The sequence below is a fragment of the Jannaschia sp. Os4 genome (assembly GCF_016820245.1).
GTDB lineage: Bacteria > Pseudomonadota > Alphaproteobacteria > Rhodobacterales > Rhodobacteraceae > Jannaschia.
This window is the reverse complement of the sequence record NZ_JAFCAR010000005.1, coordinates 82,907-100,532: the sequence shown is the minus strand read 5'-3', so window position 1 is coordinate 100,532 and position 17,626 is coordinate 82,907. Positions and strand designations below refer to the sequence as shown.

Sequence of the window (17,626 nt, the reverse complement as noted above, 5' to 3'; positions counted from 1 at the left end):
GCCATATGACCCCGGCCCGGTCCGGACGCAACGGCGCGCGCCCCCGCCGGGCCGGGCCGCGTCCCGCCCGGGGCGGCCCCTCAGGCGGCCCGGCGCCCCGCGGCCGGAAGCCCGGTCCCGGACCGGGCGCGCTGGGGCCGCGCCTCCTGCCGCGCCTCTTGGAGCAGGGCGTCGAGGTCGGGATCGATTTGCCTCCACGCGGAGCCGCTCTCGAGCGCGACCGTCAGGCGGTGCGCGCCGACGAGGTCGACCGGCTCGGATCCGACCTGCCGGGCGAGGCCCATGGAGGTCGTCCGGTGCGTCGCCATGTCGACGTCGGGCCACAGGACCGCCACCTCCGTCGGGCCGAGCCGGGCGACCATCGCGTCGCGCGGCAACGCGGCGTCGAGCCGGGCGCGCAGCGCCCCCGCCGCCGCGTCCAGCGTCCCGTGGCCGAAGGTCCGGATGACCCACGTGCCGTGGCGCAGGCGCAGCACCGTCAGCCCCGTCCCCCGCGACGGAAGGTTCGCCGAGAGACGTTGCCGGAACGCCCGGCGCAGGCCCGCGCCCGAGAGCAGGCCCGTCGCCGCATCGAGCCACGCGTCGCGGTCGAGGGGTGCCTGCGATCCGCGCAGCCCGAGCGCGGCGAGCGGCGGCACGGTGGCGAGGTTCATCAGGAGCATCAGCGGCGCGAGGGAGGTGGCGAAGGCCCAAGCCGCGTCGCGCGGGAGGAGCAGCGTCGAGACGAGGTGCAGCGACATCGCCGCCCCGAGGAGGAGGAAGGCCCAAGGCCCCGGCACGATGGCACGGCGCGACAGGGTCACCGCCCAGATGCGCGCCATGGTGCCCGCGATCACGATCGCGCCGATCCCCGCGGGCGCGCCCGCCCCGCCGAGGCCCCAGCGGGTCGAGACGGCGATGACCAGGCACGCGGCGAGGCCGCTGGGGCCGAGCAGCGCGCCGGCGAGCGCGACCGAGACCGCGCGCATGTCGATGAGCACGCCGGACTGCATCTCGATGGGGAGGTGCATCTGCAGCGCCGCGACCGCCCCGTAGAGCACGCCGACGGCGAGGTCGGGGAGGCGCGCGCGCAGCGGCTTCGTCCACCACGCGAGGACCATGAGGAGGGCGTAGGAGGACGCGAAGTCCGCCGCGACGTTCAGGGTCAGCATGGGGGCCTCGCGTCATGGTTGCGGGCCCCGTGTCGCCCACCCCCCTTAACGGGACGTTGACGCCGCCCCGTCAAATCGGGCGAATCTTACGCGCCGACGCTCTCGGCCAGCCGGACGATCCCCTCCGCCTGCCGGATCGACGCGATGTCCACCAGCTTGCCGCGCCACGTCGTGGCGCCCGCCCCCGCCGCCTTGGCGGCCTCCATCGCGGCGAGGATCTCGCGCGCCTCGGCGACCTGTTCCTCGGAGGGCGTGAACACCTCGTTGGCAAGCGCGATCTGCTTGGGGTGGATGGCCCACTTCCCCACCGTGCCCAGCACGGCGGAGCGGCGCGCCTGCGCGCGGTAGCCCTCGTCGTCCGAGAAGTCGCCGAAGGGGCCGTCCACCGGCAGCAGCCCGTGGGTGCGGCAGGCCGCGACGATGGCCGCCTGCGCCCAGTGCCATGGGTCGGACCAGTGGCGGGCGCCCTCGTGGAGCATGTAGTAGTCGGCCTGCGTCCCCCCGATGCCGGTCGTCCTCATCCCCATGCTGGCCGCGTAGTCGGCCGCGCCCAGCGACATCGCCACGAGGCGGGGCGAGGCGGAGGCGATCTCCTCGACATGGGCGATGCCGGCGGCCGATTCGATGATGACCTCCAGCGCGACAGGCGTGTCGCGCCCCGCCTCGCGCTCGCAGGCGGTGAGCAGCGCGTCGACGGCGTAGACGTCCGCCGCGCAGCCCACCTTGGGGATCATGATGCGGTCCAGCTTGCCCCCTGCCGCCACCACGTCGATCACGTCGCGGTGCCAGTAGGGCGTGTCGAGCGCGTTGATGCGGACGGAGACGGTCTTGGCGCCCCAGTCCTGTCCGGACAGGGCCGCGCAGACGTTGGCGCGGGCCTGCGGCTTGTCGTCGGGGGCGACGGAATCCTCGAGGTCGAGGTTGATCACGTCCGCCGCCGAGGCCGCCATCTTCGGGAACAGCTTGGGGTTGGAGCCGGGGCCGAAGAGCTGGCAGCGGTTCGGCACGGAGGGGGCGGCGGGCTGGAGGCGGAAGGACATGAGCGGGTAACTTCGTTGCGCGAGGGGATGGCGGGACCGCTAGATCGTGTCCCGCCGCCTCACAACCCCCTGCCCTTCGATGTTCCCCAAATACTCATTCCGCCAACGCGGCCAGCACCGCCTGCATGGACGGCGCGGCCCAGTCGGTGATGCCGATCAGTTCGGCCACCACGCGGCCCTCGGGATCCAAGACGACCGTGTGCGGCAGGCCCTTGACCCCGACCGAGCGGGCGAGGTCGCCCGCGTCGCGGTGCAGGGGCAGCGAGGTGATGCCCGCCTCGTCCCAGAACCGCTGCATCGCCGCCGGGTTGTGACGCCCGAAGGCCAAGGGCACGACCGCGACGTCGGGCATGGCGTCCGCGAGGGCTTGGAAGGACGGCATCTCCTCGCGGCAGGGCGCGCACCACGTCGCCCACCAGTTCACCACCGCGACCTGCCCGGCATAGCGCGACAGGTCGCCCTCGCCCTCGGCGGCCTCGAAGGTCGTGACCGCCGGGACGGTCGGCTCCAGCCAGACCAAGGGCACGCCCTCGGCCTCGGCGACGGCGCGGGCCTCCTCCACCCCGGCCGCCGTGGGGGTGGCGAGCAGGAGGGCGGCGAGATAGGCGAGGGCGGAGACGACGGAGAGGCGGGGCATGACGGACTCCAACGCGATGTGGGGCGGACGGTTCGCGGACCGCCCGGACGAGGTGATGGAGGCGATCAACGCCTCGATCGGGTTCGACCGGCGCATGGCGCGGCAGGACGTCGAGGCGTCCCGCGCGCACGCCGCCATGCTGGCGGCCACCGGCGTCATCTCGGGTAGCGACGCCGAGGCGATCCGGGAAGGGCTCCTCACGGTATTGTCGGAGATCGAGGGCGGGACCTTCGCCTACTCCACCGCGCTGGAGGACATCCACATGAACGTGGAGGCCCGGCTGAAGGAGCTGATCGGCGAGCCGGCCGGGCGGCTGCACACGGGTCGGTCGCGCAACGACCAGGTGGCGACGGACTTCCGCCTGTGGGTGCGGGACCACGTGGACCTCGCCGTGACCGCACTGGACAAGCTGATCGACGCGCTGGTCGGGCAGGCCGAGGCGGGGGCGGACTGGCCGATGCCGGGCTTCACCCACCTGCAGGTCGCGCAGCCGGTGACGTGGGGCCACCACATGCTGGCCTACGCCGAGATGTTCGACCGCGACCGGGGGCGCCTGCGCGACGCGCGGGCGCGCATGAACGAGTCGCCCTTGGGCGCGGCCGCCTTGGCCGGCACGGGCTTCCCCATCGACCGGGAGATGACGGCGGAGGCGCTCGGCTTCGACCGGCCCTGCGCCAACTCGCTGGACGCCGTGTCGGACCGGGACTTCGCCTTGGAGTTCCTCGCCGCCGCCAGCATCTGCGCGATGCACCTGTCCCGGCTGGCCGAGGAGCTGGTCGTCTGGTCCTCGGCCCAGTTCCGCTTCGTGCGGCTGTCGGACCGCTGGTCCACCGGCTCCAGCATCATGCCGCAGAAGCGCAACCCCGACGCGGCCGAGCTGCTGCGCGCCAAGGTCGGGCGGATCGTGGGCGCGAACGTAGCACTCCTGACGGTGATGAAGGGGCTGCCGCTCGCGTATTCCAAGGACATGCAGGAGGACAAGGAGCAGGTCTTCGACGCCGCCGACTCGCTCCTCCTCGGCCTCGCGGCGATGGAGGGCATGGTCCGCGACATGACCGCCAACCGGGACGCGCTGGCGGCGGCGGCGGCGACCGGGTTCTCCACCGCCACGGACCTCGCCGACTGGCTGGTCCGCGAGCTGGGCCTGCCCTTCCGCGAGGCGCACCACGTGACGGGCGCGCTCGTGGCGAAGGCCGAGGCGCGGGGCTTGGACCTGCCCGACCTCACCCTCGTCGAGATGCAGGACGCCCATCCAGGCATCACCCAAGCCGTCTACGGCGTGCTCGGCGTCGAGAACTCCGTCGCGTCGCGCACCTCCTACGGCGGCACCGCGCCGGATCAGGTGCGGGCGCAGGTCGAGCGGTGGAGGGCGCGGTGAGGCACGCATGGATCCTCGCGGCGCTCCTCGCCGCCTGCGGGGCCGACGGCGCCCCGATCCCCCCGTCGCAGGCGCCCGCCGCGGCCCCCGCCCCACCCCTGCCCGTCGACGCGGTGGAGCAGGAGGACGACGCCGTGGACGGCTTGGAGACGGTGGAGTTCGACGAGGAGAGCGAGCTGGAGCGCCTCGCCCGCCGCGCCGCGGGCGCTACTCCGTGACGACGTCCCACTCCGCCATCTCGGCGGGGGTGAGGATGTAGATCTCGTCCGCCGGCGTCGCCATCGCCGGCCCCATCACGCGCAGGTCGATCCCCATCCGCGCGAGGTGCACCAGCACCTCCGCCTGCCCCCGCTGCACGTCCTCGACGGCGAGGAACGCGGGCAGGACCGAGGATTCGCCGAAGCTGTGCTGGTGGACGCCCATGCGCGCGTCCTCGTCCACGCCGCGCGACACGCCCCCCGCGAAGACGTAGGGACAGGCCGACAGGCACACCGCCCCGGCCTCCAGCGCCGTGTCCGCGCCCGCCTCCCGGATCGCGCGGCCCAGCTCCAGCGCGTCGAAGACGCTGCCGCCGGGGCTGTCGAGCAGGACGCGGGCCGGGGCGCGGGCGATGACCTCCTCGGCCACCCGGGCGCCGTCCCCCGGCTCGATCGCGCCGCGCACCCGCAGGACCCGCGCGCCGTCCACCGTGTCGGCCACCGTCACGAGGCGGCGCGGCATGTCCGGGTCCACCCCCGGCCCCGGCTGGGCCGGGCGGCGCGGGCGGTAGCGGCGGGTCTGGTCGCCCGGCGAGACGGGCCGGTCCAGCTCCGGCGCCTGCGAGGGACGCAGGAGCTGCGGCAGCGTCGGCCCGAGGTCGAGCAGCACGAGGACCAGCGCCAGCGCGAGCTGCAGCGACAGCAGCCACCGCAGCGTGCGCCGCGCGCCGAAGGCCTGCCGGTCGGGCGGGGGCGGCGGGCCGCCCGCGGGGCGCGCGTCGCTCACTCGGCGGCCTCGATCTTGGGCGGCGGGCCGGGCCTCGGCTCCGCGCCGAGCACGCGCGCGCCCGGCAGGGCCGCCGCCCCCTCCATCTCGCGCAGCGCCAGCACGGCGGCGCGCAGCTCGGCCACGGTCATCGCGTCCTCGGCCTCGGCCGGGTCGCGGCCCGCGCGGATCGCGGCCTGCGCGACCGCGACGATCAGCACGAGCACCGCCGGCAGGAGGTCGATGGCGATCGCGCCCGCCCACGAGGGGCCGAAGTTGCGCGCGTAGAGGATCACCGCGTCGGCGGTGGAGATCGGCGTGTAGACGACCTCGGCGGGCGGCTCCAGCGCGAGCACTTGCGCGGCGGCGGCCTGCAGCGTCTCGGCCCGCTGGCCCAGCACCTGCAGCAGCGACGTGATCGTCGCCTGCTGCGCCGCCTGCCCGCCCGCGTCCGACGCGTCGAGCCGGGGCAGCACCACCGACTGCGCGAGGTCCGAGGCGGCCCGGTCCACCAAGGGCGCGACCGAGAGCTGGCGCAGGGTCGTGATGACCCCCGCGAGGCGTACCGCCTCCTCCGAGAACTCGACCGAGCGGTCCTCCACGGCCCCCGGCGCCACGGTGAGCGCGCGCATCCGGCTCAGGATCGCGTTGCCCTCGGCGAAGGCCAGCGCGACCGGCGCCTCCTGCGCAGCGATCAATTCCTCCAAGGCGGTCAGCTCGTCGGACTTCTGGCGGAGCACGCGGAACACCGCCCCGCGCCCCGCGAGGCCCGACAGGTTGCCCACCGCCTCCTGCTCCGACAGGTCCTCGAACCCCTGCCGGGTCCGGCCCACGTCGCGGCCCAGCGCCTGCGCCTGCAGCGTGACCTCGTGGGCCCGCTCCAGCGACGCTTGGTAGTCCTGCACGGTCGCCGCCAGATGCCGCTCCACCGCCGCCGACCCGGCCAGCGCGGCGGCGTTCAGCCACGACGACATGGCGATGATCGCGAGCGACCCGATCACCATCGCCACGAAGAGCCACAGCCGCGTCGCCGCCGTCCGCATCGCGGGCAGCAGGCGCAGCAGGTAGGACCAGAACACGAAGACCCCCGTCGAGACCGCCGCCGAGTAGGCCACGGCGGCGAAGAGCGAGAGCGCCCCGCCGTCGTCCAGCAGGCCCCGCACCCCGAGATAGGTGTAGATCCCGCTCGCCACCGCGAGCACGCCCAAGGCGGCCGAGGTGAAGCTGTCGAGCCAGCCGAGGTGCCCCTCGACCTCGCGGGCGTGTCGCAGGCCCACGCTGCCCTGCTCGCGTCTGTCGGTCATGGCGGCTCCCCCTTGCGTCCGGAGGATGTGCAGGCCCGCGCGCGGGCGCAAGGCCGCGCGCGGAAACGCACCGGTCCGGCCCCGCGCGCCCCTTGAACCCGCCGCCCCCGCGCTAAGTCGTCGCACCCGCCCCGGCTGCATCCGGGCGCCCCCCCTCCCGCCGCCCCCGGGGCGGCCTCCCAACAGGGACCGTCGCCATGAAAGCCCTCCTCCTCGGATCCATCTCGACCCTCGCGGACACGTCGGAACTGCAGCGCGAGGCGTTCAACGCCGCCTTCCGCCAGCACGGGCTCCCGTGGGTCTGGGAGCGCGACGCCTACCGCGGGATGCTCCGCCACGCGGGCGGCGCGGCGCGCATCGCCGCGCAGGCGGAGGCCGAGGGGCGCGACGTCGACGCCGACGCGGTGCACGCCACCAAGTCGCTGATCTTCCAGGACGACCTCGCGCAGGGGCGCGCGTCGATCCGCGAGGGCGTGGCCGACGCCATCGAGCACGCGCGCCGGATGGGCATGCCCGTGGGCCTCGTGACGACGACCTCCAAGGCGAATGTCGACCGCCTCCTCGCCGCGCTGCGGATGGAGGACGCGTTCGACGTGGTCGTCACCGCCGAGCAGGTCACCGCGCCCAAGCCCGCGCCCGACTGTTACCACCTCGCCGCCGCGACCCTCGCCGTGGCGCCCGAATCCTGCACCGCGATCGAGGACAACGAGGACGGCGTGGCCGCGGCGATGGCGGCGGGCATGACGGTGATGGCGTGGCCCAACGCGAACACCGAAGGGCACGAGTTCGGCGAGGCGCGGGTCGTCGACGGCAACCTCGACCGCGCCGTGTTCTCCGAGCCGCTGGCCGCCGAATGAGCGACTGGGAGGCCGCCCGCCTCGACGCGGGCGCAGGCGCCGACGCCGTGCTCGCGGCCTTGGGCGACGTGGGCGTGGTCGTGGTCGAGGGTGCGGAGATGTCCGACCGCGCCTTCGCCGACTTCCTCGAGACGCTCGGGCCTCTGACCTTCACCGACGGCGAGACCCCCTTGGAGGGCGAGCCGCGCCTGAACTTCGTCACCAACGTGGGCCGAAAGACGCCGCCCCGCTCGGTCTTCCATACCGACACGTCCTACGTCTCCGCCCCGCCCGCCTTCACCGCGCTCAAGGGGCACCGCATCCCCGAGAGCGGGGGCGAGACCGTGTTCACCAACCTCTTCGACGCCCACGACCGCCTCGACGCGGATCTCCGCGACCGCCTCCGCGGCGCCCGCCTCCTCCACCGCGTCACCGGCGTGGACCCGGGCGAGGGCAAGGAGACGGAGACGTGGCACCCGCTGCTCCGCCGCCACCCGGTCAGCGGCAAGACCGCCCTGTGGCTGTCCACGCCCGAACGCTGCGTGGCGTTGGCGCTGGCCGACGGGACCCGTGCGGACGACCTGGTCCCCCGCCTCTACGCCCACGCCACCGATCCCGCCCACCAGTGGCGCCACCGCTGGCGCGGCGGCGAGGTGCTGATCTGGGACAACCGCTGCACGCTGCACCGCGGCGACCACTCCCGCACGGTGGGCGAGCGCGTGCTGCACCGCGGCATGGTCGCGGGCGAGATCCCCTTGGCCGCGTAGCGGCGCCCTTCCCCCGCGCGCCCCGTCCCGCTAAGGCCCCCGCGTCCCGACCCGGAGGCCGCCTTGGACCACTTCCTCTACCGCGACGGCGTCCTGCAGGCCGAGGACGTCCCCCTGCCCGAGATCGCCCGAGTCGTCGGCACCCCCGCCTACGTCTACTCGGCGGCCACGCTACTGCGGCACTACCGCCTGTTCGACGACGCCCTCGCTTGGGGGCCGCACCTCGTCTGCTACGCGGTCAAGGCGGCGTCGAACGTGGCCCTGCTCAAGCTGCTCGGCGACGCGGGCGCGGGCATGGACGTGGTGTCCGAGGGCGAGTACCGCCGCGCCCGCGCCGCCGGCGTGCCAGGCGAGCGCATCGTCTTCTCCGGCGTCGGCAAGACGGAAGGCGAGATGCGCCACGTCCTCGGGAACGGCATCCGCCAGATCAACCTCGAGTCCGAGCCGGAGTACCGCCTCCTCTCCCGCGTGGCGTCCGAGATGGGCGTCGAGGTGCCCGTGACCGTGCGCGTGAACCCCGACGTCGACGCCAAGACCCATGAGAAGATCGCCACGGGCCGCAAGGAGGACAAGTTCGGCATCCCCATCGCGCGCGCCCGCGAGACCTATGCCGAGGTGGCCGCCCTGCCCGGCCTGCGCGTGGTCGGCATCGACGTCCACATCGGCAGCCAGCTGATCGACCTCGACCCGTTCCGGCAGGCCTACCGCAAGGTGGCCGACCTGACCGAGAGCCTGCGCGCCGACGGCCATTCCATCGAGCGCCTCGACCTCGGGGGGGGACTCGGCATCCCCTACGCGCGTTCCAACGCGGCCCCGCCGGTGCCGTCCGAATACGGCCAGGTCATCCGCGACGAGGTCGGCCATCTCGGCTGCGAGATCGAGATCGAGCCGGGGCGCCTGATCGCGGGGAACGCGGGCATCCTGCTCGCCTCCGTCACCTACGTGAAGCAGGGCGAGGGCCGCGACTTCCTGATCCTCGACGCGGCGATGAACGACCTGATCCGCCCGGCCATGTACGGCGCCCACCACGACATCGTCCCCCTGCGCGAGCCCGCCCCCGGCGCCGAACCCGCGACCTACGACGTGGTCGGCCCCGTCTGCGAGAGCGGCGACACCTTCGCCAAGGGCCGCACCATGGCCGCCGTGGGCGCGGGCGACGTCGTCGCCTTCCGCTCGGCGGGGGCCTACGGGGCCGTCATGTCCTCGGAATACAACTCCCGCCCCATGGTGCCCGAGGTGCTGGTGGACGGCGCGGACTGGGCGGTGATCCGCCCGCGTCCCACCTATGACGATATGTTGCGGCGCGAGACGGTTCCCGATTGGCTCTGACCGCCCTACGTTCGCTCCCATGAGCGACCGGACCCCGGCCCACCGCCAGATCGCCCTCACCCGCGCGGGGCTCTGGGCGGAACGTCTCACGCGTGCCTTCTGGCCCGCGTGGACGGCCCTGTTCGTGGGCCTCGCCGCCCACGCCTCCGGCCTGATCCCGCCGCTGTGGGAAGGCTCCGCCCTGATCGCGGCCGGGCTGGTCGCCCTCGTCTTCGCGGTCCTCGGCCTCCGGTCCTTCCGCGTGCCCACCGCGCAGGACGCGCGGGACCGCCTCGACGCCACGCTTCCCGGCCGCCCCCTCGCCGCGCTCCACGACGACCAGGCCGTGGGCGCCGCCGACCCCGCGAGCGCCGAGGTCTGGGCCGCGCACCGCCGGCGCATGGCCCAGCGCGCCGCCGCCGCCCGCGCCGTCGCCCCTGACCTGCGCGTCAGCCGACGAGACCCCTACGCGCTGCGCTACGTCGCCCTGCTCCTGCTGCTTCTCGCCCTGCCCTTCGGCACGCTCTTCCGCGTCCCGCAGGCCCCCGCCCTGCCCGGCGTCGCCAGCCAAGTCGCCACCGGCCCCGCGTGGGAGGCGTGGCTGGAGCCCCCGCGCCACACCGGCCTGCCGACGCTCTACCTCAACGACATCGACCCCGGCCCGGTGGAGATCCCCGAGGGCACGCAGGTCACCCTGCGCCTCTACGGCGAGGTCGGCGCGCAATCCGTCACCGAGACCGTCTCGGGCCGCGCCGTCACCGACCCGACCGAGCCGCTGCAGGACTTCACCGTCACCCGCTCCGGCACGCTTACCATCGACGGGCCGGGCGACGACGACCCGACGTGGTCGCTGGCCGCCACGCCCGACGCGCCGCCGACGATCGCGCTCGACGGCACGCCCGACTACGAGCATCCCGACACCACCGTCATCCCGTGGCAGGCGGCGGACGACTTCGGCGTTCTTTCCGCCCGCGCCACGCTGACCCTCGACCTCGCCGCCGTCGAGCGGCGCCACGGCCTCGCCGTCGAGCCCGAGGGCTACGCCCCCCTTGACCTCGAGCTGCCGCTGCCGATCTCCGGCGACCGGTCGGACCTGCACGAGGTGCTGCGCGAGGACCTGACGCTCCACCCGCTCGCGGGCCTGCCCGTGACCGCGCGGCTCTCGGCCATCGACGCCGCCGAGCAGGAGGGCACGACCGAGGAGGCGATGGTCCTTCCGGCACGCCCCTTCTACGACCCCACCGCTGCCGCCCTGGTCGAGATGCGCCGCGACCTGCTCTGGTCGCGCGAGAACCGCGTCCGCACCGCGCAGGTGCTGCGCGCCGTGACGTGGCAGGCCGACGGCGCCTTCGACGGCGCGCCCTCGGCCTTCCTGATCGTCCGCATGGCCATCCGCCGCCTCTCGGACGGCGACCTGACGACCGAGGCGCGCGACGAGATCGCCGACATGCTCTGGCAGGCCGCCACGCGGCTGGAGGACGGCTCGCTCGACGGCGCCCTCGAACGGCTCCGCCAAGCGCAGGAGCGCCTGTCCGAGGCGATCCGCAACGGCGCCTCGGAGGAGGAGATCGCGCGCCTGACCGAGGAGATGCGCCGTGCGATGGACGACTACACCCGGCAGCTCGCGCAGCAGCAGCAGGGCCAGCAGGGGCAGGAGCAGGCGGGCAACCAAGGCGAGACCCAAGAGGTCACGCCCGACATGCTCGACGAGATGATGGAGCGCATCGAGGAACTGATGCGCCAGGGCCGGACCGCCGAGGCGCAGGAACTCCTGCGTCAGCTGCAGGAGATGATGGAGAACCTGCAGGTGGCCCAAGGACAGGGCGGACAGGGCCAGCCCCAGCCCGGCCAGCAGGCGATGGACGACCTGCGCGACACGCTGCGCGAGCAGCAGGAGCTGAGCGACGACAGCTTCCGCGAGCTGCAGGAGCAGTTCGAGCCGCAGCAGGGCGAGCAGGGGCAGGACGGGCAAGAGGGGCAGCAGGGCCAAGAAGGCCAGCAAGGGCAGCCCCAAGGCGGCCAGCAGCCCGGACAGCAGCAGGGTCAGGGCCAGCAGGGTCAGGGCCAGCAGCCCGGCCAGCCGCAGGGCCAAGGCGAGCAGCCGGGCCGCGGCGACCAGCCGGGCGCGCAGTCGGGCGCCGGCGAGGGCGAGGGCGAGAGCGGCCAAGGCACCTCCCCCTCCGAGCTGGCCCAGCGCCAGCGCGAGCTGCGCCGCGCCCTCGAAGGGCTGGAGCGGCAGGTGCCCGGCGGCGCGGACGGCGACGCCGCGCGCGAGGCGCTGGGCCGCGCGGGCCGCGCCATGGACGAGGCCGAGCGCGACCTCGCCGACGGCAACCTCGGCGGCGCGCTCGACGACCAAGCCGAGGCGATGGACGCGCTGCGCGACGGGATGCAGGCCCTCGGGCGCGCCTTCGCCGGCGAGCAGCCGCCCTCCCAGCAGGGGCAGGGCCAAGCGTCGACCACCCCCGGCGACGGCTTCCGCCGCGACCCGCTGGGCCGCGACGCGGGACAGGGCGGACCGCTCGGCACCGAGGAGAGCTATCTCGACGGCCCCGACGCCGCGCGCCGCGCGCGCGATCTGCTGGAGGAGCTCCGCCGCCGCTCCGGCGAGCGCGGGCGCCCGGACGTGGAACTCGACTACATCGACCGGCTGCTCGACCGGTTCTGAGCCTCAGCGCTCGATCTGCATCCGCTCGGTGAGCCCGTCGACCGCCTGCGCGAAGGCCGCCCGGCGACCGTCCACCCACGTCCGGTAGTCGCGCAGCCCGTCGGCCAAGCCGGGCACCGCCGTGCCGAGGCGCGGCCCGTACACGTAGACCAGCGTCGCCAGCGCGAGCACGAGCAGCGCCACGGCGAAGCCCGTGCGGAACCCGCGCTTGCGCGGCGCGACCGCGTCGTCCTCCGGCTCGGGATCCGGCGCGGCCGCGTCGTCGTCCACCTCGCCGATCTCCGGCAGGCGGCCCGCCCGGCTGACGCGGGCCTTCTGGGCGGGCGGCGGGGTCGGCTCCGTCCGCGCCGCTGGCGGGGCGGGAGGCGTCGCGGTCGGGGGGGTCGTGGCCGGGGATGCCCCCACATCGGCATCGGCGGAGGCCTCCGCCGCCTTGTCGCGGGCGCGGGCCAAGGCCGCGGCGGCGGCCATGCGGTCGCGCTCCCGCCGGGCGCGTGCCTCCGGGGTGTCGTCCTCCGGCTCGACTTCGGGCGGCGCATCCGCCTCCGGCGCCGCGTCCTGCGCCTCGGCGGCCTCCGCCGCGGGGGCGGCGTCGGGCGCGGCCTCCTCCGGCTCGGGCGCCTCCTCCGGCCCGGCGTCCATCTCCGGCGGCGGCGCGCCGCGCGCGGCGGCCTCGGCGGCGCGGCGGTTGAACTCGCGCTCCTGCCGCAGGATCTCCAGCGTCCGCGCGTCCGGCCCCCGGCGCGGGGCCGTCCCGGCGGCCACGAAGTCGGGGTCGATCGCCTCGCCGTCGCCGAGGTCCGCGTCGTCCTGCTCCTGCGCGTCCAGCGTATCGGCGGCCCCCTCGGGCGCCTCCGCCGCGTCGGATTCCGGCGCGGGCGGCATCTGGAACCACGTCGTCGCGCAGTTGGAGCACTGCACGTCGCGGCCCTCCGGCGGGATCATCTCCGCCGCGATCTCGTACTGCGCCCCGCAGTCGGGGCAGATCAGTCGCATCCTGTCAGACCTCTCGGGTGCCCGGGTCGCCGGGCAGACTAGTCCCCCCGCGCCCCGGCGGCCAAGCACGGGACGCCGCTGCGGGGCCTGCGGGCCACACCTGTTGCAGCCGCGCGCCGCCCGATTGCGCGGGTGCCGCCGCCCCGCTAGCACCGCGCGGACCACGGGGGACGGGCGATGATCGAACTGGACGGGGCGAGCTTCAGCTACGGGGACGGGCCGCTGCTCGACGCCGTGTCGCTGACCTTGGCGCCCGGCTCGTTCCACTTCCTCACCGGCCCGTCCGGCACCGGCAAGACGACGCTGCTCCGCCTCTGCTACGGCGACCTCAAGCCCACCGGCGGCGAGGTCCGCCTGTTCGGCGCCGACAGCCGCCACGTGACCCGCGACGACCTCGCCCGCGCGCGGCGCCGCATCGGCGTGGTGCACCAGGACTGCCGCTTCCTCGACCACCTGCCCATGCACGAGAACATTGCCCTGCCCCTCACCGTCGCCGGCCGCCTCGACGCCTCGACCGGCGAAAACCTCGGCGCGCTGCTCGACTGGGTCGGCCTGCGCGAGCGGTTCTACGCCCGCCCGCCCGAACTGTCGGGCGGCGAGCGCCAGCGCGCGGCCCTCGCCCGCGCCGTCATCATGGACCCGGAGGTGATCGTCGCCGACGAACCCACGGGCAACGTCGACTGGCAGATGTCCCAGCGCCTGCTCGCGCTGCTGCTGGAGCTGAACCGCATGGGCAAGACGATCCTCGTGGCGACCCACGACCTCGCCCTCATCCGCGCCGCCAAGCAGCAGGCCCAGACCCGCGTCCTGCGCCTGACGGGCGGATCGCTCCAAGTCGCGGGGGCCGACCTTTGAGCCGCGCCGCCGCGATGCTCCGCGCCGCCGCCGACCTCGCCATCGGGGACGCGCAGGGCGACCGCGTCGTCCCGCCCACGGGCTTCACCGTCTGGCTCACCGTCGCGACGGCCGCCGCGATGACCTTCCTCGCCGTCTTCGCCCTCGCCCTCACGCTGGCCACGGGCCGCCTCGCGGACCGCTGGGCCGACAGCCTCGCGCAGGCCTCGACCATCCGCCTTTCGGCCCCGCCCGAGCAGATGGCCGCGCAGGTGCAGGCCGTGACCACCATCCTCGCGGGCACCCCCGGCGTGGCCGACACCCGCGTCATCGACGAGTCCGAGCAGGCGCGCCTGCTCGAGCCGTGGCTCGGCCCCGACCTGCCGCTCGACGCCCTGCCGCTGCCCGGCCTGATCGAGGTGGTGGACGACGGCGACCTCGACCTCGAGGGCCTGCGCGCCCGCCTGCGGGCCGAGGTGCCCGGCGCCGTGCTCGACGACCACACCCGCTGGCGCGAGCCCTTGGTGGCCGCCGCCGCGCGCCTGCGCCTGATCGGCTGGACCGCGCTGCTCCTGATCCTCGGCACCACGGCGGCCATGGTCACGCTGGGCGCGCGCGCCGCGCTCGCCGCCAACTCCGAGGTGATCCGCGTGCTGCGCCTGATCGGGGCCCGCGACGCCTATGTCGCCCGCGCCTTCACCCGTCGCTTCACGCTCCGCGCCGCTGCGGGCGCGCTGGTCGGCGCGGTGCTCGGCATCGCCGCCATCGTGTTCCTGCCCGACGCCGACGACGCGGGCGGCTTCCTCACGGGCCTGTCCTTCGGCGGCGCGTCGTGGATCCTGCCGCTGCTCCTCGTGCCGCTGGTGGGGGGCGTGGCCTTCGCCGCGACGCGCGCCGCGACCCTGCGCGCCCTCTCGCGGTTCGAGTGATCCCGCGCTAGGGGAGCGCCCATGCAGTTCCTTCGCTCGCTCCTCTTCAACGTCCTGATGTACCTGTGGATGCTGGTCGTGGCCGTGCCCCTGCCCGCGCTGCTCAAGCCCCGCTGGGCGTGGGCCGTCTGCAAGGTCTACTGCGACGGCGTCCTGTGGATGCTCCGCGTCATCGTCGGCCTCGACACCGAGATCCGCGGCCCCGTCCCCACCGGGCAGGTCCTCGTCGCCGCCAAGCACCAGTCCTTTCTCGACGTGTTCATGATCTTCACGGCCCTGCCGCGCGCCTTCTTCATCATGAAGGACGTGCTCAAGTGGACGCCCTTCGTCGGCTGGTACGCGCTGCGGATGGGCACGCTCACCGTCAAGCGCGGGCGCCGCTCCGAGGCGGTGAAGGCCATGGTCTCCAAGGTCCGCGACGGCACCCGCGACCCCGGCCAGCTCGTGATCTACCCGCAGGGCACCCGCACCGCGCCCGGCGCGCACCTGCCCTACAAGGCGGGCACGTTCGCCCTCTACGAGCAGCTCGGACAGCCCTGCGTCCCCGTGGCGGGCAACGTGGGGCTCTATTGGCCCAAGCGCGGGATCACCCGGAGACCCGGCACGGCCGTCATCGAGTTCCTCGAGCCGATCCCGCCGGGCCTCGACCGCGAGACCTTCATGGCCACCCTCGAGCGCCGCATCGAGGAGGGCTCGAACCGCCTCATGGCCGAGGCCGGCTTCGACATCGCCGCGACCGAGGCGGGGCGGCGCGCGGCGGCCTAGCCCGCGAAGGGAGGGCTAACCGCGGCGCAGGATGGCTTCGCGCTCGGAACGAGCGGCGCGTCGGAACGGGGGGCCGTCTCGAGCGCCTCAGCGAGCGGCCTCCCGCGACGTCCCCCAAACCGACATCGCCTCGAGGATCGGCACGAGCGACCGGCCATGGGACGTCAGACCGTACTCGACGCGCGGCGGCACCTCGGCGAACACGGTCCGGCGGACGAGGCCGTCGCCCTCCAGTTCGCGCAGCGAGCGGGTGAGCATCCGGTCGGACGCCCGAGGCACGAGGCGCTGCAGCTGCGAGTAGCGCCGCGGCCCCTCCAGCAGGTGGAACAGCAGGATCGGCTTCCACTTCCCCCCGATCAGCGCGACCGTCACCTCGACGGCGCAGTCGCTTTCCCGGCGCGGGCCTGCGGTTGCGGGGAGGTCATCCCCCGGGAGGGCGGTCCGCCGTGTCATCGCGGCACGGTACACGCCCGCAGGAAGGCGGTCCACGGACACGGGTGTGCGTGACCCACACCGGCGCGGGTAGCGGGCGGGCGGCAGGACGGGCGAGGAGCGGAGAGCCCTTCCCTCCGGAGCCTTCCGCCCATGTCCCTCCCGTCGTCCCCCGCCCTCGCCGCATCCGTCCTCGGCCTCGGCCTCATGGCCCCCGTCCCCGCCTTCGCCAACGAGGCGGCCGAGATGATCCGGGCCTTCTACGCCGCCGTCGACCGCGGCGACCGCGATGCCTACGCCGCGATGATCGACGACGGGTTCGAGGACCACGACCGCCCCGCCGCCGCGCCCCCCGCCGCCAGCGACGCGCAGGTCGTCCTGGACCTGTTCTCCGAACTCGCCACCGGCTTCCCCGGCGCGGTCCACACGCTCGACCTGATCGAGCCGATCTCGCCCGACGCGGACGGCAACCCGCGCGCCATGGTGCGCTGGACGTTCGAGGGGGACCACAAGGGCGCCTTCTTCGGCATTTCCGCCTCCGGCAACGCGGTCTCGATCACCGGCATCGACGTCTTCGCCGCGCGGGACGGCCGGTTCGTCGAGCAGTGGCATGTCGAGGAGCTGGCCCAGCTCTTCGCCCAGATCGACGCCCGCTAGGCCCCATGACGCCCCAAGGGAGATCCTGACCATGACCGATGGACCCGTCCGCATTCTCGTCACCGGCGCGACCGGCATGCAGGGCCGCCCGATCGTGGATGCCCTCCTCGCGCGCGGCTTCGCCGTCCGGGCCCTCACGCGACGATCCGATCCGGGCCTGCCGCCCGCCGTGGAGGTCGCGCGGGGGGACATGGACGACGCGGCGAGCCTCCACGCGGCGTTCGCCGGGATCGACCGCCTGGTCCTGCTGCTGCCCCTCGCCTTCGACGCCGCGCTGGTCCGCGGCTACGTCGCCAACGTCATCGAGGCGGCGCGCGCGGCCGAGATCGACCTGATCGCGTTCGACACCTCCGCGCCCGTGCCCGACGCGCCGGTCGGCGTGGCGGCCGTGGACGTGAAGGTCGAGGCCTCCGCCCTGCTCGCCGCCTCCGGGCTGCCCGTCGTCACCGTGCGGCCGACGATCTACGCCGGCAACCTCGCCGCGCCGTGGACCGCGCCGGGCATCGTCCAGAGCCGCACCATCGCCTATCCGCTGGCGGCGGACGTCCCCTGCGCGTGGATCACATGGGAAGATGCGGCCGCCTGCGTCGCGGCGGCGGTGGCGAACCCGGCCTTGGTGGGCCGGACGTTCGACATCGGCGGGCCGGAGGCCCTGGACGGTGTCGCGCTCGCGGCGGCGTTCACGCAAGCGAGGGGCGTCGAGCACGTATATGCCGCCGTGCCCTTGGACGCGTTCGAGGCGGGGCTGAACGGCGCGCTCGGCGCGCCGGTCGGAACCGAGATCGCGGCTCTCTACCGCTGGCTGTCGGGACCGGGGTCCGGTCATCTCGATCTCGCCCGCGGCGGACGGGCGAACGGAGCGGGCGAGCTTGGCGTGACGCCCGCCTCCATCGCGGACTGGGCCGCGCAGGTGCCTTGGGAGGCCGTCGCGGAGGGGTGAGGCTCCGTGGGCCGGGCGCGG

18 protein-coding genes are annotated in these 17,626 nt (G+C 74.7%); 11 read left to right on the top strand and 7 right to left on the bottom strand.

Annotation, left to right across the window (positions count from 1 at the left end):
- Positions 1–80 precede the first annotated feature (80 nt).
- The 3 genes from JQC91_RS14180 to JQC91_RS14170 form a co-directional block, all read right to left on the bottom strand.
- Entirely contained in the window at positions 81–1,151 is a 1,071-nt protein-coding gene (locus JQC91_RS14180; protein ID WP_203287781.1) for a LytS/YhcK type 5TM receptor domain-containing protein, read from the bottom strand.
- A gap of 86 nt (positions 1,152–1,237) precedes the next feature.
- On the bottom strand, positions 1,238–2,191 hold the full coding sequence (locus JQC91_RS14175; protein ID WP_203287771.1) for a CoA ester lyase: 954 nt from the start codon (positions 2,189–2,191) through the stop codon (positions 1,238–1,240).
- Between the two features lie 94 nt (positions 2,192–2,285).
- Positions 2,286–2,828, bottom strand: a complete 543-nt coding sequence (locus tag JQC91_RS14170; RefSeq protein ID WP_203287768.1) for a TlpA disulfide reductase family protein — start codon at positions 2,826–2,828, stop codon at positions 2,286–2,288.
- Here JQC91_RS14170 and argH point away from each other — a divergent pair.
- Together argH and JQC91_RS14160 are read left to right on the top strand one after the other, a co-directional pair.
- Positions 2,827–4,206, top strand: coding sequence for an argininosuccinate lyase (gene argH / locus JQC91_RS14165; RefSeq protein ID WP_203287766.1), 1,380 nt, complete (start codon positions 2,827–2,829; stop codon positions 4,204–4,206). The two genes, JQC91_RS14170 and argH, sit on opposite strands and share 2 nt — an antisense overlap.
- Positions 4,203–4,424 (top strand): hypothetical protein, encoded by a 222-nt coding sequence (locus tag JQC91_RS14160; protein WP_203287764.1) that lies wholly within the window; start codon positions 4,203–4,205, stop codon positions 4,422–4,424. The genes argH and JQC91_RS14160 overlap by 4 nt, the downstream gene beginning before the upstream one ends.
- Here the strand turns inward: JQC91_RS14160 and JQC91_RS14155 are convergent.
- Positions 4,414–5,190, bottom strand: coding sequence for a hypothetical protein (locus tag JQC91_RS14155; RefSeq protein ID WP_343069982.1), 777 nt, complete (start codon positions 5,188–5,190; stop codon positions 4,414–4,416). The two genes, JQC91_RS14160 and JQC91_RS14155, sit on opposite strands and share 11 nt — an antisense overlap.
- Positions 5,187–6,473 (bottom strand): hypothetical protein, encoded by a 1,287-nt coding sequence (locus JQC91_RS14150; RefSeq protein WP_238941568.1) that lies wholly within the window; start codon positions 6,471–6,473, stop codon positions 5,187–5,189. The genes JQC91_RS14155 and JQC91_RS14150 overlap by 4 nt, the downstream gene beginning before the upstream one ends.
- 197 nt (positions 6,474–6,670) lie before the next feature.
- Here JQC91_RS14150 and JQC91_RS14145 point away from each other — a divergent pair, with 197 nt between their 5' ends.
- From JQC91_RS14145 to JQC91_RS14130, 4 genes are all read left to right on the top strand, one after another.
- Positions 6,671–7,330, top strand: coding sequence for an HAD-IA family hydrolase (locus JQC91_RS14145; protein WP_203287763.1), 660 nt, complete (start codon positions 6,671–6,673; stop codon positions 7,328–7,330).
- Positions 7,327–8,076, top strand: coding sequence for a TauD/TfdA family dioxygenase (locus JQC91_RS14140; RefSeq protein WP_203287760.1), 750 nt, complete (start codon positions 7,327–7,329; stop codon positions 8,074–8,076). The genes JQC91_RS14145 and JQC91_RS14140 overlap by 4 nt, the downstream gene beginning before the upstream one ends.
- A 63-nt stretch (positions 8,077–8,139) precedes the next feature.
- A complete protein-coding gene (lysA, locus tag JQC91_RS14135) occupies positions 8,140–9,405 on the top strand; it encodes a diaminopimelate decarboxylase (protein WP_203287758.1) in 1,266 nt (421 codons plus the stop codon).
- 19 nt (positions 9,406–9,424) lie between these two features.
- On the top strand, positions 9,425–12,052 hold the full coding sequence (locus JQC91_RS14130) for a DUF4175 family protein (RefSeq protein WP_203287756.1): 2,628 nt from the start codon (positions 9,425–9,427) through the stop codon (positions 12,050–12,052).
- A 3-nt stretch (positions 12,053–12,055) separates the two neighbouring features.
- On the opposite strand, the gene JQC91_RS14125 is transcribed toward JQC91_RS14130, so the two are convergent.
- Positions 12,056–13,048, bottom strand: coding sequence for a zinc-ribbon domain-containing protein (locus tag JQC91_RS14125; RefSeq protein ID WP_203287754.1), 993 nt, complete (start codon positions 13,046–13,048; stop codon positions 12,056–12,058).
- Positions 13,049–13,225: 177 nt separating this feature from the next.
- Between JQC91_RS14125 and JQC91_RS14120 the strand changes: the two genes are divergently transcribed.
- The 3 genes from JQC91_RS14120 to JQC91_RS14110 are packed head-to-tail and all read left to right on the top strand — an operon-like array spanning position 13,226 to position 15,576.
- Positions 13,226–13,903: an ATP-binding cassette domain-containing protein gene (locus JQC91_RS14120; protein ID WP_203287752.1), complete on the top strand. Its 678-nt coding sequence runs from the start codon at positions 13,226–13,228 to the stop codon at positions 13,901–13,903.
- Between the two features lie 14 nt (positions 13,904–13,917).
- Positions 13,918–14,811 carry a cell division protein FtsX gene (locus JQC91_RS14115; protein WP_203288640.1) on the top strand — a complete coding sequence of 298 codons (894 nt, stop codon included), beginning with the start codon at positions 13,918–13,920 and terminating at the stop codon, positions 14,809–14,811.
- 21 nt (positions 14,812–14,832) lie between these two features.
- A complete protein-coding gene (locus JQC91_RS14110) occupies positions 14,833–15,576 on the top strand; it encodes a lysophospholipid acyltransferase family protein (protein WP_203287750.1) in 744 nt (247 codons plus the stop codon).
- A gap of 87 nt (positions 15,577–15,663) precedes the next feature.
- Here JQC91_RS14110 and JQC91_RS14105 read toward each other — a convergent pair whose 3' ends face one another.
- Positions 15,664–15,948 carry a helix-turn-helix domain-containing protein gene (locus JQC91_RS14105; protein ID WP_343069981.1) on the bottom strand — a complete coding sequence of 95 codons (285 nt, stop codon included), beginning with the start codon at positions 15,946–15,948 and terminating at the stop codon, positions 15,664–15,666.
- A 213-nt stretch (positions 15,949–16,161) separates the two neighbouring features.
- Between JQC91_RS14105 and JQC91_RS14100 the strand changes: the two genes are divergently transcribed.
- Both JQC91_RS14100 and JQC91_RS14095 read left to right on the top strand, forming a co-directional pair.
- Positions 16,162–16,665, top strand: coding sequence for an ester cyclase (locus tag JQC91_RS14100; protein ID WP_203287748.1), 504 nt, complete (start codon positions 16,162–16,164; stop codon positions 16,663–16,665).
- A gap of 31 nt (positions 16,666–16,696) precedes the next feature.
- Positions 16,697–17,605, top strand: a complete 909-nt coding sequence (locus JQC91_RS14095) for an NmrA family NAD(P)-binding protein (protein ID WP_203287747.1) — start codon at positions 16,697–16,699, stop codon at positions 17,603–17,605.
- Positions 17,606–17,626 lie beyond the last annotated feature (21 nt).